Source organism: Enterococcus bulliens, assembly GCF_053761865.1.
In genome coordinates this window covers 39117-54229 of the sequence record NZ_JBSMXK010000007.1, presented here as the reverse complement: position 1 = coordinate 54229, position 15113 = coordinate 39117, and the positions used below count along the sequence as shown (strand labels likewise).

At 40.4% G+C, this 15113-nt stretch carries 12 protein-coding genes; 3 read left to right on the top strand and 9 right to left on the bottom strand.

Going from position 1 to position 15113, the window contains the following annotated elements; translation table 11 throughout:
• Positions 1 to 106 precede the first annotated feature (106 nt).
• The gene (locus tag ACWOEC_RS05180; RefSeq protein ID WP_455306516.1) at positions 107 to 946 is read left to right on the top strand and encodes a DNA/RNA non-specific endonuclease; all 840 of its coding nucleotides are present in this window, start codon (positions 107 to 109) and stop codon (positions 944 to 946) included.
• Positions 947 to 1000: 54 nt separating this feature from the next.
• On the opposite strand, the gene ACWOEC_RS05175 is transcribed toward ACWOEC_RS05180, so the two are convergent.
• The 9 genes from ACWOEC_RS05175 to pcrA all read right to left on the bottom strand — a co-directional run bounded on the left by ACWOEC_RS05175 (position 1001) and on the right by pcrA (position 12764).
• Entirely contained in the window at positions 1001 to 1636 is a 636-nt protein-coding gene (locus tag ACWOEC_RS05175) for a hypothetical protein (RefSeq protein WP_455306514.1), read from the bottom strand.
• An 11-nt stretch (positions 1637 to 1647) separates the two neighbouring features.
• On the bottom strand, positions 1648 to 2556 hold the full coding sequence (locus tag ACWOEC_RS05170; protein WP_455306512.1) for a GIY-YIG nuclease family protein: 909 nt from the start codon (positions 2554 to 2556) through the stop codon (positions 1648 to 1650).
• Positions 2557 to 2667: 111 nt separating this feature from the next.
• On the bottom strand, positions 2668 to 4035 hold the full coding sequence (gene rlmD, locus ACWOEC_RS05165; RefSeq protein ID WP_455306510.1) for a 23S rRNA (uracil(1939)-C(5))-methyltransferase RlmD: 1368 nt from the start codon (positions 4033 to 4035) through the stop codon (positions 2668 to 2670).
• Positions 4036 to 4139: 104 nt separating this feature from the next.
• The gene (locus ACWOEC_RS05160) at positions 4140 to 5162 is read right to left on the bottom strand and encodes a diacylglycerol kinase (protein ID WP_455306508.1); all 1023 of its coding nucleotides are present in this window, start codon (positions 5160 to 5162) and stop codon (positions 4140 to 4142) included.
• 11 nt (positions 5163 to 5173) lie between these two features.
• Positions 5174 to 6604 carry an Asp-tRNA(Asn)/Glu-tRNA(Gln) amidotransferase subunit GatB gene (gene gatB, locus ACWOEC_RS05155; protein ID WP_455306506.1) on the bottom strand — a complete coding sequence of 477 codons (1431 nt, stop codon included), beginning with the start codon at positions 6602 to 6604 and terminating at the stop codon, positions 5174 to 5176.
• Positions 6601 to 8073 carry an Asp-tRNA(Asn)/Glu-tRNA(Gln) amidotransferase subunit GatA gene (gene gatA, locus ACWOEC_RS05150; RefSeq protein WP_455306504.1) on the bottom strand — a complete coding sequence of 491 codons (1473 nt, stop codon included), beginning with the start codon at positions 8071 to 8073 and terminating at the stop codon, positions 6601 to 6603. The genes gatB and gatA overlap by 4 nt, the downstream gene beginning before the upstream one ends.
• The gene (gene gatC / locus ACWOEC_RS05145; RefSeq protein ID WP_297079713.1) at positions 8073 to 8378 is read right to left on the bottom strand and encodes an Asp-tRNA(Asn)/Glu-tRNA(Gln) amidotransferase subunit GatC; all 306 of its coding nucleotides are present in this window, start codon (positions 8376 to 8378) and stop codon (positions 8073 to 8075) included. The genes gatA and gatC overlap by 1 nt, the downstream gene beginning before the upstream one ends.
• A gap of 106 nt (positions 8379 to 8484) precedes the next feature.
• Positions 8485 to 10503 carry an NAD-dependent DNA ligase LigA gene (gene ligA / locus ACWOEC_RS05140; protein WP_455306502.1) on the bottom strand — a complete coding sequence of 673 codons (2019 nt, stop codon included), beginning with the start codon at positions 10501 to 10503 and terminating at the stop codon, positions 8485 to 8487.
• Positions 10504 to 10514: 11 nt separating this feature from the next.
• The gene (pcrA, locus tag ACWOEC_RS05135) at positions 10515 to 12764 is read right to left on the bottom strand and encodes a DNA helicase PcrA (protein WP_455306500.1); all 2250 of its coding nucleotides are present in this window, start codon (positions 12762 to 12764) and stop codon (positions 10515 to 10517) included.
• 153 nt (positions 12765 to 12917) lie between these two features.
• Between pcrA and ACWOEC_RS05130 the strand changes: the two genes are divergently transcribed.
• The gene (locus tag ACWOEC_RS05130) at positions 12918 to 14444 is read left to right on the top strand and encodes a ClC family H(+)/Cl(-) exchange transporter (protein ID WP_455306498.1); all 1527 of its coding nucleotides are present in this window, start codon (positions 12918 to 12920) and stop codon (positions 14442 to 14444) included.
• A gap of 200 nt (positions 14445 to 14644) precedes the next feature.
• Positions 14645 to 14926, top strand: a complete 282-nt coding sequence (locus tag ACWOEC_RS05125; RefSeq protein WP_455306496.1) for a hypothetical protein — start codon at positions 14645 to 14647, stop codon at positions 14924 to 14926.
• Positions 14927 to 15113: the final 187 nt, after the last annotated feature.

The following is a 15113-nucleotide window of genomic DNA, read 5'->3' as shown; positions in this document are numbered from 1 at the left end:
TTAGTGTACTATGTTCACTTGACTTAGACAATTGGAATCTCCTTTAGACAAACCTCTTAAAACATGTTATTTTTAGTAGGTTGAACAAATTTAAAGGGGAAATGAAATGAAAAACAACAAGAAATTGGTCAGTATCGGGATTTCCGTCCTGGTCTTATTAGGTGCTGGAATATTCGGTAAAGAAGAATTACTCGATCTTTTACCACAAAACCAAGAAGTCACCCAACAAGCACCATCAAATCAAGCATCGTCTGATGGCCTACAAGATCCAAATACGTTTTATCAAAACAATAGTAAGCAGATCAACACGTTAGCGCGAATGGACTTCAAAAGTGGTGAAAATGCCGTATATCAAGTCAATGGTGGGAAACCGACACTGGATCCTAACGTATGGTCGACCAATAAAGTCATTTATGGTGATTTGGACTCACTAAATCGAACAACATTTGTGACGGCTTTTATTGACCAAAAAAACTTAGGCAAATCAGAAGGCCGCGACCAACAAGTCTTTAAACCGACTGGCTGGCATCAAAAAAAGGTCAGCAATGACTACATCTATAATCGTGGACACCTACTCGCCTATACGTCAAGTTTTAATCTAGATATCGATGGCAACTATAAACAAGGTGAAACAGGTAGTATCGATAATCCAAAAAACTTAGCCACGCAATCGGCTTTCTCGAATCAAATCTTACAAACGCACTATGAAAAACTCGTACGCGATGCCCAAAAGATCAAAGGCAATAAAGTCACGTATGAAATTATCACAGTCTTTCGTGATCAAGAGTTGATGCCACGCGGCTACTGGTTACAAGCTGTGGATACAAAAGGAACATTAGATTTTAATGTCTATCTATTCAATGTCCAGCCAGATGTCCAATTCAATTACCAAGATGGTACAAGTAAGATCGACCGTAGTTTTAAAGCAGAATATTCGTTTGATTAAAAGAAAAACTCTCACGCAAATCCAACCCGGATAATACGTGAAAGTTTTTTTTAGTCATTCAGTTATATTAAATAATTTTGTTAATTGATCAAAGTTATATGGATAGTGATTATTACCTGAATAATTCACTGGAGCGATACCATCATCATAATAAATCATCAACTCCCATTGTTTGCCGTCTAAGATTTCGTATCCAAATTTTCGCAACGAATAGCTTTTGTCCCACTCTTCTACATGTATCGTATGAAATTCAGCTAGAAAACTTGATTTCGTATACGGTTGACTAAATTTATCCAATAAATCAATTGTTTCTTTAAAATCAAAGTATTCTTTGTAAATAGAAAAATCATCTGAAAAATCTGCGACATAGTTGGGATACCCAGAGAAAAATCCACCTATCGTCAAAACGATTTTAGAAATATCTTGTAAATTGTGCTCAAACGTATCGATTGCCTGTTCTTTCTTAGACATAGGATAAATTCCTACTTTTTGTGTGTACACTTGCTTAGCCAGAACTAATTCTTTACGTAAAATCTCGATTGCTTCAATCTTTTCTTCTACCGATCCTTGATAGTCTGGATGTTCTAATTGATTTTTCAACCGCCCCATCTTTTGTTTCAAACCACGAACATAAGAATACAATTCAGTTGGAGAATATACTTCGAAAATAGGATTATCTAAATTATCCATACTGTTCACTCCTAATCTGTAGCTTGATTTAAGCGATGAATCACCTTATCTAACGTTTCTTTTTGATTTGTTTTCCATTCTGTCCAAGCATTCGCTGCACGACCGACCACCATATTTGAAGTAGGATTTGGATTTGGAAAAATAATATCGGTATTTAAAATATAGTCATTAATTCTATCTGTATATTGTGCTCTTAGTTTTTGAGCATATTGACCACTCGAATTATTTGAAAAACTTTTTCCCAATATAGAACCTGCAAGTAAGACGAACTCATTTGGACTGATCCATTTCATTTGGGCATCGCCACCATTTTTCGTGCGATAATAAAATGTATAGTCTGCAATAGCTGGATGCCATGTTCGTGGATTTGTAGTGTGAATCGTTTCGGGAATTGTTGCAACTATGGGCTGTTCTAACTTATTCTTCTTCATAAAAACTGTAATCCCGATCACTTCTAACAACAATAAGGCTTCTTGCATAAACTGATCATTCGCTGCTCGGTCAAATTCAGAAATATAGCCATTTTGATTGCCACCATTTTTATTATCCATATCGGCTGTTTGATTTTTTAAGGCTAGTTTGATAAATTCTACCTCTAAATATTGCACATCTGTTGCCCGTAAAGATTTATCTGTTTTCGTCAGAAAAATCACACGGTCCCACCAGTCTTTTTTCTTATCATGTGTTGTGAGCCGAGTCTTGATACTACTATGAGACTGGCCAATATACACTTGTGATTCTGAGAGTAAAAAATAGATACCGGCATTATCGACTTCCGGTCGTTTTAATAATTGATCAAAATTCTCTCGAGGAGCAGATACCAAAATACCAGATCCCCAACCAGCTGGTTCTTGGATAGTCAAAATCCCGTTCAACGTTCCATCAGCTAAGTACAATTGAATTGCTTTTGCAATTGCCATGTTTACACCACACTATCTCTTCGTTATGCTATTTACCTATAGTGTAACATAAAAAAACAAATCCTAATTCAAAAAAACAGTTCTAGATTACTCTAGAACTGCTTCATACACTTATTTTTTCACTAATACCGTCACACACTCGACGTGATGTGTTTGTGGGAATAAGTCGACTGGTTGAATCGTTTTGACTTTGTAGCCTTTATCCGCAAATAAGGCGATATCGCGTGCCATAGTCGCTGGGTTACATGAGATGTAGACCACTTTTTCTGGTTTCATTTGAACCGTAGACTCGATAAAGTTCGCTTCTAGACCTTTACGTGGTGGATCAACAAATACGACGTTTGCTTGGATGCCTTCGCGAGCAAATTGTTGCATCACTTTTTCGGCTTTACCAGCTAAATAGGTCGCGTTTTCGATACCATTGATCTCTGCATTAGTACGTGCATCTTCAACTGCTTCTTCGACGATCTCCATGCCGTAAACGTGATGGACTTTATCTGCTAAAGATAAGCCGATCGTACCGATTCCTGAATACGCATCGATGACTGTATCCGTAGATTTTAAACCAGCTGCATCGATGGCACAGTTGTATAATACTTCAGCTTGAACGGTGTTGATTTGGTAGAATGAACGCGCTGAGATACGATACGTCTTGCCTAGTAGTTGGTCTTCGATATATGCTTTACCAAATAAGACACGGTTGACTGGTCCTAAAATGACGTTTGTTTTTTCTTCATTGACGTTTTGGACGATTGATACGACTTTTGGTAATGCTTCTGTGATCGCTACGCAGATTTTATCGGCTTGAAAGAATTTTGTTTTCTTTGTCACTAAGACGATCATCATTTCTTCACTATAATGACCACGACGAACGACGATATGACGCAAGAATCCTTCATGCGCTTCTTCGTTATACGCTTTGACACCAAATTTTTGTAAGATATCGCGAACCGTTACGATCGCTTTATCGATTTCTTGTTCTTGAATGAAAAAGTCTTCCATTGGCACTAATGTGTGACTATGTTTACGGTAAAATCCAGTCGTCAATTCACCATTGATCCGTTGAACTGGGATCTGTGCTTTATTACGATAGCCAAAAGGTTCGTCCATCCCGATCGTAGGCAATACCGGTACGTCTGGCATTTTTGCGACTTTACGCATCACGTTTTCAACTTGTTCTTGTTTGAAAGCTAATTGTGATGGGTAGTCTAAGTGACTTAATGGTGCAATACCGGTACGTAATAGATCTTCATTGATCTCTTCGTTGCGGTGTGGACTTTTTTCAATATACTGCATGACTTTAGCAAAACCAAATTTTGGTCCTACTTTTAAGACTTTGATGGTCACGACTTCACCTGGTAGGGCATTGTCGACAAATAATAAATAGCCATCGACTTTAGCAATTCCCATACCTTCATGTGATAGATCCATGATCGTTACGTCTACTTCTTGATTCTTTGCTACTGGGTATGTTTTCATCTTGTTCTCCTTTTCATTAAAACCTCAAGTCATTCTAGCGGTTTTTAGACACTTACGCAAGTAAAAAAGGTAAGATGAGCGAATTCTCACTCAACTTACCTCGTTTATCCGATTTTGCCATCGCCATCGATGTCTTCATCGTTTAATTTTTCGACCTCTTTGATAAAACTACGTCCAATCGAAATCAGTTCATCTCCTCCGATCACCGCACCATCTGGCATGGCATCGAGATCTGCAAAAAATTCGATATGATTGTGCAGATTCTCAAATGTCATCGGTGCATCGCCACCATACTCACCATCTAGATTGATCATCAAACGATGATGATCAGACGGTACGGAGACTTCAAGTTTTGACGTCTTCGTATAGATGATTCGACGATCTTTGATATGTTTGCCGCCATTTAACATCAAAGAAGCTAAATGAACGATTTCAAAGACATTGGCTGTTTTGACGATGATCAATGAAAACTTGCCATCATCTAATTTTGCGTCAGGAGCGATTTTTTCAAAACCACCAACTGAATTGGTAAGCCCTAAGAAAAACATCGACGCATTGCCATCGTACTCGCCATCATCATACTTGAATTTCATTTTGATCGGCTTGATCCGTGGTAATAATTCTGCTCCCTTAGCTAAGTAAGCAAGATATCCAAACACACTTTTTAGCTCAGATGGAACATCATATGTCAGTTCCGTCAAATGACCACCGGCTGCAATATTGATAAAATATTGTTCCGGTGTTTTTCCGATATCCATCTTGACCGTCTGATTTTTTAAAATGACTTCTGCTGCAGCTTTTGGATTATCTCGCGGGATACGCAATGCTCTAGCATAATCATTGGTCGTACCACCTGGGATGATCGCCATTTTCGGACGCGTCTCTAGTGGTGCGATCCCATTGACGACCTCATTGATCGTGCCATCACCACCGGCTGCTACGATCAAATCAAATCCCGCTAAAGCTGCACGCGTTGCTTCATCCTTAGCTGAGTTAGGTTTGGGTGTTGTCGCATAGGCACTGGCTTCGTAGCCGGCTTGCTCTAAAGCATTTAAAATATCGGCTAAACTACGCTTCATCGTTTCTTTTCCAGAAGTCGGATTGTAGATTACTCGCGCTTTTTTCATGTTCAGACCTTCTATCTTTTTACCAATTCTTGTTGCAACAATTGATTGACGACACCTGGATTGGCTTTTCCGCGTGACGCTTTCATGATTTGTCCGACTAAGAAGCCAACCGCACGGTCTTTTCCGTTTTTGAAATCTTCGATCGATTGCGCGTTTTGGTCTAATACTTCATTGATCATTGGCAACAGTTGTGCTGGATCCGATAATTGAACCAAACCTTTTGTTTCAACGACTTCTTTTGCATCGCCGCCATTTGTGATCAATTCGCGGAAGACTTTTTTCGCGATTTTTGAACTGATCGTGCCATCAGCGATCAAGTTGATCATGCCTGCTAGATTACTTGGTGTTAATTTCGTATCAGCTAAAGTTAATTTTTCACTATTTAGATATGCGGATACTTCACCCATCAACCAGTTTGAGACTTGTTTAGCATCTGCGTTATGTGCAAGAGTGTCCTCAAAGAAATCAGACATTTCTTTCGTTTGCGTTAAGACCATTGCATCGTATTCAGGAAGCTCTAATTCAGATAAGTAACGCGCACGGCGTGATTGTGGTAACTCAGGAATACTTTCACGAACTTTTTCGATCCATTCATCATCGATCACAAAACGTGGTAGATCTGGCTCTGGGAAGTAACGGTAATCAGATGATCCTTCTTTGACACGCATCAAGAGTGTTTTATTCGTTGTTTCATCAAAACGTCTGGTTTCTTGTTGGATCTCACCGCCTGATAATAAGACTTTTGCTTGACGTTTTTCTTCAAAGGCCAATCCTTTTTTAACAAACGTCATCGAGTTCAAGTTTTTCAATTCGGCTTTTGTTCCAAATTTTTCTTGACCGTAAGGACGTAGTGAGATATTTGCATCACAACGCATTGAGCCTTCTTCCATTTTCACATCGGATACTTCGGTAAATTGGATGATCGAACGCAACGCTTCTAAATATGCATATGCTTCTTCAGGTGAACGCATATCTGCTTCTGATACGATCTCGATCAGTGGTGTGCCTTGACGGTTTAAGTCAACGTGTGAGTAGCCGCCGATACCGTGCATATTTTTCCCAGCATCTTCTTCTAGATGCACACGTTCGATGCGGATCTTTTTCTTTTTGCCTTCGACTTCGATCTCGATCCAACCATCGTGTCCGATTGGTTGATCAAATTGAGAGATTTGGTACGCTTTTGGATTATCTGGATAGAAATAGTTTTTACGATCGAAATGCGTTTCTTTTGAGATCTCGCAATTTAATGCTAATGCCGCACGCATCCCAAATTCTAGCGCTTGTTTGTTCATGACCGGTAATACACCCGGATAGCCCCAGTCCACGATATTCGTGTTGGTATTTGGCTCTGCCCCAAAGTGAGCGGGTGCTGGTGAAAAGATTTTTGAGTTGGTTTTTAACTCAACGTGGACTTCTAGTCCGATAATTGTTTCGAAGTTCATGCGTTTGTCCCTCCTAAAATCGCAGGTTGTTGTAAATGAAAATCTGTTGCTTGTTCAAACGCATACGCTGCTTGATACATCGTTGCTTCATCAAAGTGTTTTCCAATCAATTGTAAGCCGACTGGCAATCCATTTGATAAACCAGCTGGGATCGACATCCCTGGAAGTCCTGCTAAGTTTACTGGGATCGTTAATAGATCTGCTAGATACATTGCTAATGGATCATTGATGTTTTCACCGATTCCAAATGCAACAGTTGGTGCTGCTGGTCCAATGATCATGTCGTATTCTTCAAAGACTTTATCAAAATCTTGTTTGATCAACGTACGGACTTGGCCTGCTTTTTTAAAGTAAGCATCGTAATAACCTGCACTTAGTGAGAACGTTCCAAGCATGATTCGGCGTTTGACTTCATCGCCAAATCCTTCACTTCTTGAATTCACATATACGTCTTCTAATGTTGACACATTTTCTGAGCGGAAACCGTAGCGAATCCCGTCAAAACGCTGTAAGTTTGAGCTTGCTTCTGAAGAGGCGATAATGTAGTATACCGCTACCCCGTATTTTGAATGAGGTAAGCTAACTTCTTCAACAGTCGCACCTAATGCACGATAGGTATCTGCAGCTTTTAAGATCGCTTCTTTCACGCCAGCATCGATCCCTTCGCCTAAATACTCTTTCGGTAAGGCGATCTTCATGCCTTTAACACCTTTATCGATTGCTTTTGTAAAGTCAGGTACACTACGTCCAGCTGACGTTGCATCTTTCGCGTCATAGCCACTGATGGCATTTAACACTAGAGCATTGTCTTTTACCGTACGTGTCAATGGTCCGATTTGGTCTAGTGAAGACGCAAATGCGATCAACCCAAAACGAGAGATACGGCCATACGTTGGTTTCATTCCTACGATTCCGTTAAAAGCAGCTGGTTGACGGATCGAACCACCCGTATCAGAACCTAAAGAAGCTGGGATTTGTCCTGCGGCTACAGCTGCTGCTGAACCACCTGAAGATCCACCAGGAACTTTCGTTTGGTCCCACGCATTTTTTGTTTGTTTAAAATGAGAGTTTTCGGTACTTCCACCCATCGCAAATTCATCCATGTTTAATTTTCCAACTGGAATCATATCTGCTTCGTACACTTTTTCCATAACGGTTGCGTCATAGACAGGATCAAAATTGTATAACATTTTTGAAGCTGCTGTCGTACGCAAATCTTTGGTTACGATATTGTCTTTGATCCCGATCGGAATACCAGCTAAGGCATTTTCAGCAGTAATCCCTTTAAGGTCTAAAGCTTTCGCCATTTCCAAAGCTTTTTCTTCATTTAAAGCTAAAAAAGCATCGATCTTAGGTTCTGTTTCTTTGATGCGATCAAAAATCGCCTTTGTCACGTCGACTGCCGTCACTTCTTTAGATACTAATAGTGCATGTAATTCTTCGATCGTTTTGGTATATAATTTTTCCATTATGCGCCAGCCTCCCCATTGTCTAAAATCGCTGGTACTTTGATGAATCCATCTTCAGATTCTGGTACATTGCGCATCAATTCTGTACGATCCCAACCTGGAGCCGCTTGATCTTCACGTAAAACGTTGATCGAATCGACCACGTGAGAGGTAAACGGTACCCCTGTCGTATCGATCTCTTCTAAAGTTTCAACCATTTCGATAATTTTGTCTAATTGAGCCGTAAATTCATGCAGTTCTTCTTCTGCAAATGAAAGTTTCGCTAATTTTGCAACATGTTTGACTTGTTCTTCTGTAATTGCCATAAAATCCTCCTCTTCGAAATTTCTACTTCGTATTGTATCATTTTATCCGACATCTTGAAATAAAAATCAGTAGGTTTCCCCTACTGATTTCTAAAAAAACCTACGCTCATGCTTGATCTTTGTCGATTTCAGCGACCATCTGTGCCTCGTCCCAAATCAGCACGCCAAGTTTTTGGGCTTTTGCTTGTTTGCTCCCAGCATCTTCTCCAGCCACGACCAAGTCGGTTTTCTTCGAGACGCTTCCGGTGACTTTTCCGCCTAAACTTTCGATTTTCGCTTTCGCTTCTTCTCTAGTATAATGGGAAAGTTTCCCGGTCAAAACGATCGTTTTGCCTTGGAAATAAGAATCAACTGCAACGAGTTCACTGCGTTTTTGTCCTAAGTAAGTGGTATTGACGCCCACTTCCATAAATTCATCTACAAGCTCGCGTACTTCTGGTGTCGCAAAATACGTCACGACGCTATCGGCGATCGTTTGTCCAATCGAATGGATCGCGAGAATCTCTTCTTCTTTTACGGTGAAAAACCGTTCGATCGTTTCAAATTCTTCAGCGAGTAAACGCGCCGCTTTAGCACCGACATGACGGATCCCTAAGCCAAATAGTAACCGTTCTAAAGAATTTTGTTTACTTGCTTCGATCGCTTGCAAGATATTTTCAGCCGATTTTTCTTTGATCTTTTCGAGTTCGATCAATTGTGCTTTTTCCAAGCGATAAAGATCCGCTGTATCGTGAACCAGACCAGTATCAAATAATTGTGCGATCACTCTTGGTCCGACACCATCGATATTCATCGCCTGTCTTGAAACAAAATGAGCCAATCCTTCTTTTAATTGAGCCGGGCATTTCGGATTGATGCAACGTAACGCGACTTCTTCTTCTAAATGAACCAAGTCACTGCCACATTCTGGACAATGCGTAGGTAAAGGATAAGGCATACTATCAGCAGGACGTGCATCCAATAAGACGTGTGAGACTTCTGGTATGATATCTCCTGCTTTATAGATTACGACTTGATCATATAAGCGGATATCTTTTAATTCGATATAATCACCATTGTGTAAACTTGCACGAGCAACCGTTGTTCCGGCTACTTTGACAGGTGTCATCACTGCAGTTGGCGTCAACACACCCGTTCGGCCGATCGTCCATACGATATCTTCGATCGTCGTTACCGCTTCTTCTGGTGGAAATTTATAGGCCGTTGCCCAGCGTGGCGCTTTAACGGTAAAGCCTAAGTTGTTTTGTGCAGCAAATTCATTGACCTTGATGACGACACCATCGATCTCATAAGGCAATCCACTCCGCTGATCACGAAAGCTTTCAATATAGTCCCAAACGGCATCGATCGTGTCACAGACTCGATGTTCTGGATTGATGCGAAACCCTAGTTCGTCTAAATGGGTCAATGCGGCTTCTTGCGTTGTAACGTTCAAAGGACCAAAGTCTGCGAGTGTATACATAAAGGTACTTAAATTACGACTCGCCGTAATCTTAGAATCCAATTGGCGCAAACTTCCGGCTGCCGCATTACGTGGATTGGCGAATGTTTCTAGTCCTTCTTCTTCCCGTTTTTGATTCAATGCTAAAAAAGATGCTTTAGGCATATAGCATTCTCCACGAACCTCTAAATCGATCGCTTGAGGTAAACGTAACGGTACCGATTGTACTGTTTTGATGTTTTCGGTAATATTTTCACCAACTGTTCCATCACCGCGTGTCGCTGCCCGGACTAAACGACCTGCTTCATACGTCAATGAGATCGATAATCCATCGATCTTTAACTCACATACATAACTAGGTTCATAGCCTAACGCCTTTTGAACACGTTGATCAAAAGCAAACAGTTCTTCTTTCGTAAAGACATCAGAAAGGGAATATAGCGGGATCTCATGGATCGCTTTTTCAAAACCAGGTAAAATGATCCCTCCGACACGTGCTGTTGGTGAATCTTCTGTCTGGTATTGCGGATAAGTCGTTTCTAGCTCTTCTAATTCACGATACATCGCGTCATATGTCGCGTCGTCTACTAGCGGCTGATCTTTTACGTAATAGGCCATCCCGTATTTGGTCAATTCCGCTTGTAAATAGGCGATACGATCGATTATTTCTTGATTGGCTTCCATCTAATCTCCTCCTATGCACGCGTAATCGGTGCAAATGCTGCAAGCAACCGTTTCACACCTTGTTGTGGAAATGCAATATCTAATTCCAAGTCACTTCCAGATCCATTGACTCTTACCACTGTTCCACGTCCCCATTTTTTATGAACCACATGATCACCCGATTGCCAATGCTCTTCTTGCGCTCCACTTTGTTGTTTACTTGATACCCCTGATTTTGTGGGTTGCTGATACGTACTTACCGTGCGTTGTGCCGGACGATTTTGGACGATCGTTGGGCGTTGACTTGATTTTGGTGAAGCAATATTTCTTCCAATTACTTCTAATAACGTATCATCGATTTCTTCGATAAAACGTGAGGGCTTATTGTATTGTGTTCGTCCGTAAAGAGTTCGCGAAAAAGCATTCAAGAGATACAAGCGACGTTCTGCTCTGGTGATTCCAACATAAGCTAAACGGCGTTCTTCTTCTAACTCGCTTTCTTCTTGTAAGGCACGCGATAACGGAAAGACATTTTCTTCCATCCCTACTAAAAAGACGACTGGAAATTCAAGTCCTTTAGCTGCGTGAAGCGTCATCAAAGTCACTTGCGCCACTTCTTCTTCATACGAATCTAAATCAGAGACTAACGCTAGATCATTTAAAAAGAGGGATAATTTACTTTCGGTTTCTTCGTTTTCTTGTCTCGCATATTGCCGATCAAACTCTTTGGTAACACTTAAAAATTCTTCCAAGTTTTCGATTCGCGCTTGCGCTTCGATCGTTTTTTGAGCTTTCAATTCATCTAAATAATGCGTACGTTTCAAGACTTCTTCTGTCAGATCCGTCACGGTCAAGAACGGGATCATCTGGCTTAATTCCAGCATCATTTGCCCGAAATTACCTAATTCACGTCCGGCTTTACCCCCGATTCCCGATAGATCGATATTGTAGACTGCTTCTAATAAAGACCATTCATGCATCGAAGCAAAATCACGTAATTTTTCAACTGATCCTGGTCCGACACCTCGTTTTGGTACATTGATGATGCGTTCTAAACTCAACGAATCACTAGGATTCGCTAAAGCACTTAGATAAGCTAAGATATCGCGGATCTCTTTACGAGCATAGAATTTTTGTCCGCCAATCATTTTATACGGAATATTGGCTTTTAAAAGCGATTCTTCGACGATCCGTGATTGCGCATTTGTACGATACAATACAGCAAAATCTTGATATGTGTGCGTGCGTTCGCGAACCGCTTTTGTGATTTCTGAGACAACAAAACGACCTTCATCGCGCTCGCTTTCACCACGGTAATAAAAGATCTTTTCGCCTGATGTTTGTTCCGTCCATAGCTTTTTCGCGCGACGATTCGTATTGTTTTCAATCACTTGATTGGCTGCTTCTAAAATCGTCTGTGTTGAACGATAATTCTGTTCGAGTAAGATCACTTTTGCATCGGGATAATCTTTTTCAAAATCAAGGATATTTTGCATATCTGCACCGCGCCAACCATAAATACTTTGATCAGCATCTCCTACGACACATAGGTTTTTAAAACGTGCTGCGAGTAATTTCACCAATGTATATTGTGCATGGTTGGTATCTTGATATTCATCGACATGGATATATTGGAATTTACGTTGGTAAAAAACTAACACGTCTGGATGTTTGACAAACAATTCGATCGTATTCATGATCAAATCGTCAAAATCCATACACTGATTGGCCACTAATTCTTTTTGATAGCGAGTATAACAAGTTGCGACTTGTTCTTCGTAATAATTTCCCGCTAGTTTTTCATAGTCTTCTGGACTTTGGAGACTGTTCTTCGCATTCGAGATCGTACCTAATAAACTTCTTGGATCATATTTTTTCGGGTCTAAGTTCAACTCTTTTAGCACACGTTTGATCAAAGAAAGTTGTTCAGATGGATCTAAGATCGTAAAGTTGCGTGTATAGCCTAAAGCTTCGACATCTCTTCTTAAAATACGGACACACATCGAATGAAATGTCGAAACCCATACATCTTCTGCTCCATGATCTAATAATTTTTGGATCCGTTCGCGCATTTCTTTTGCGGCTTTATTGGTAAATGTAATCGCAAGGATATTCCAAGGATTCACTTCTTTTTCTTCGATTAAGTAGGCCACGCGATGCGTCAACACCCGTGTCTTTCCACTTCCAGCACCTGCCATTAGCAATAGTGGTCCTTCAGTCGTTTCGACAGCTTGTTTTTGCTGCTCATTCATACCTTGTATTAATGTCTGTTTGGATGACATCTCTCAACATCCTTTCTTTGGCAATCTTCATTATTATAGCATTTACACCCCCAATTTTTCAGCATTTTATCTGAAAAATATAGGAATTTCTAAAACTCAGCTTGTTTCAAAAATCAAATGCGCGTAACATAAGGATGGAATGGAGGATGAAACATGTCGAAACATGAATTACATTTTTTGGATCATACTCGTTTGAATTTTGTGTTAAAAGGTATCGTGATTGGTGCACTGACTGGAAGTATCGTCAGTCTGTTTCGTTTAGGAATTGGCTCACTGACCGAATGGTGTATCGAAATCTATCACAAATTGCCTCATCACCCTATGTGGATTATTGCTTGGTTACTTTTGATGATTGGATCTGCGATAATCGTAGGCCTTCTGATCCGTTCAGAACCGATGATCAAAGGTAGTGGGATTCCCCAAGTAGAAGGTCAATTGCAAGAAGAACTGGATTACAATTGGTTTTCTGTTCTTTGGAAGAAATTTGCTGGCGGACTGATTGCAGTCGGTTCAGGACTCTTTTTAGGTCGTGAGGGCCCTTCGATCCAGTTAGGCGCAACAATTGGTCAAGGATTTGCAGAAACGACAAAAGCGACTGGTTTTGAGCGCAAGATCTTTATCTCAAGTGGCGCCAGTGCTGGGCTTTCAGCTGCCTTTAATGCACCGATCGCAGGACTGATGTTCATTATCGAAGAGATCCATCATACCTTTTCACCACTCGTTTGGCTGACAGCCTTTGCTTCAGCATTAACCGCTAATATGGTCTCACTGTATGTATTTGGGCTCAGACCCGTCCTTTATCTTGGTGAATTGCAAGACATGCCGCTTAGTGATTATTGGTTATTGATCGTGTTTGCACTTTTATTAGGATTATTTGCACGCTTTTATCAGGTCGTGTTATTGGCTTTACCAAAATGGTATGCTCATATCCCGTTACCGACTGCTTTTCATGGGATCGTACCTTTTATCTTGATCGTCCCTATTGGATTGTTATTCCCAGATTTATTAGGAGGCGGGCATCAAGTCATTACATGTGTCGAAGCACAAGCTTGGACGATACTGCCTTTGATCGGAGTCCTCGTGTTACGATTTATCTTTTCTATGATCTCATACGGCGCATCTTTGCCTGGTGGAATCTTTTTACCGATCCTCACACTTGGTGCCTTAGCGGGTGCTCTGTTTGCATCGGTGGCGATCCGTTATCTAGGTCTAGATGACGTGTATATGAAAAATTTTATTATTGTCGGTATGGCTGGTTACTTTGCAGCTATCGGAAAAGCTCCATTAACGGCAATCATTTTGATTACGGAAATGGTTGGATCTTTGCATCATTTGATGGCAACAGGAATGGTCGCATTGATTGCGTATCTAGTTGTCGATACACTAGGTGGTGCACCCATTTATGAATCGCTCTTAGCACGTCTAGTCGGGCAACACGAGATGACCTCGACAAAACAGACCGTAATCGAATATCCGATCACGCTAGAAAGCCCTTATGCGGGGAAAACGATTCGTGAAATCAAATGGCCTGAACACGTATTGATTGTTTCGATCCAACGTGGTGATCAAGTCATTTTGATCAATGGCGATACGTTGATCAAAGCAGGTGATATCCTGACGATTTTTACCACTAAAGAACATCTACGCACGATTCGCAGTCAGTTGTATACAGTGATATAAAAAACACGCACCAGATGCTTAGTCCATCTAGTGCGTATTTTTAATTGATCCGCTTTTTAAATCTTTGATCAGATTTAGCGGAGTAATCAAACGTTATATTTTGAGTCTTCACAAGAATTTTATGAGTCAAGACTTGACTAAAAATGAATAAAAAATTAGAATTACATTATAACAATAAAATCGATAGGAGGGCATTGGATATGAAAAACATTTTTGTACAAGACTTAAGAAAAGAGCTCGTCGAATTTCAACATGCACACCCGAACCTAAGCACTGATGAACATAAGATACTCGATCAAAGTCTAGAAAATCTAACACAGCACAATGTTTCTTCTTCACGAGAAAAAATCGAATTAATCAATCAATTCAGAAACTTATCTTTACAAAAAAGCCTCACACCGGATGGAAAATCGCTACTAACCAAACTTCAAAAAAGCGGATGGCTATGGGGAGTACTTTTGCAAACTCCATTCATCAAGTGAACAATAATCAAAGATATAAAAAAACAGAAGTGTATGATGAGCTTCTGTTTTTTTATGCTTACGCTTTACTATACTGACTCGTTTGACACTGACTAGCGTATCTACTATGAATATTTCCAAATACGAAATTATCCAAAATAAACACGGCCAAAAAGGGTCCCTAAAATCTCGAATAAAAACATTTTAT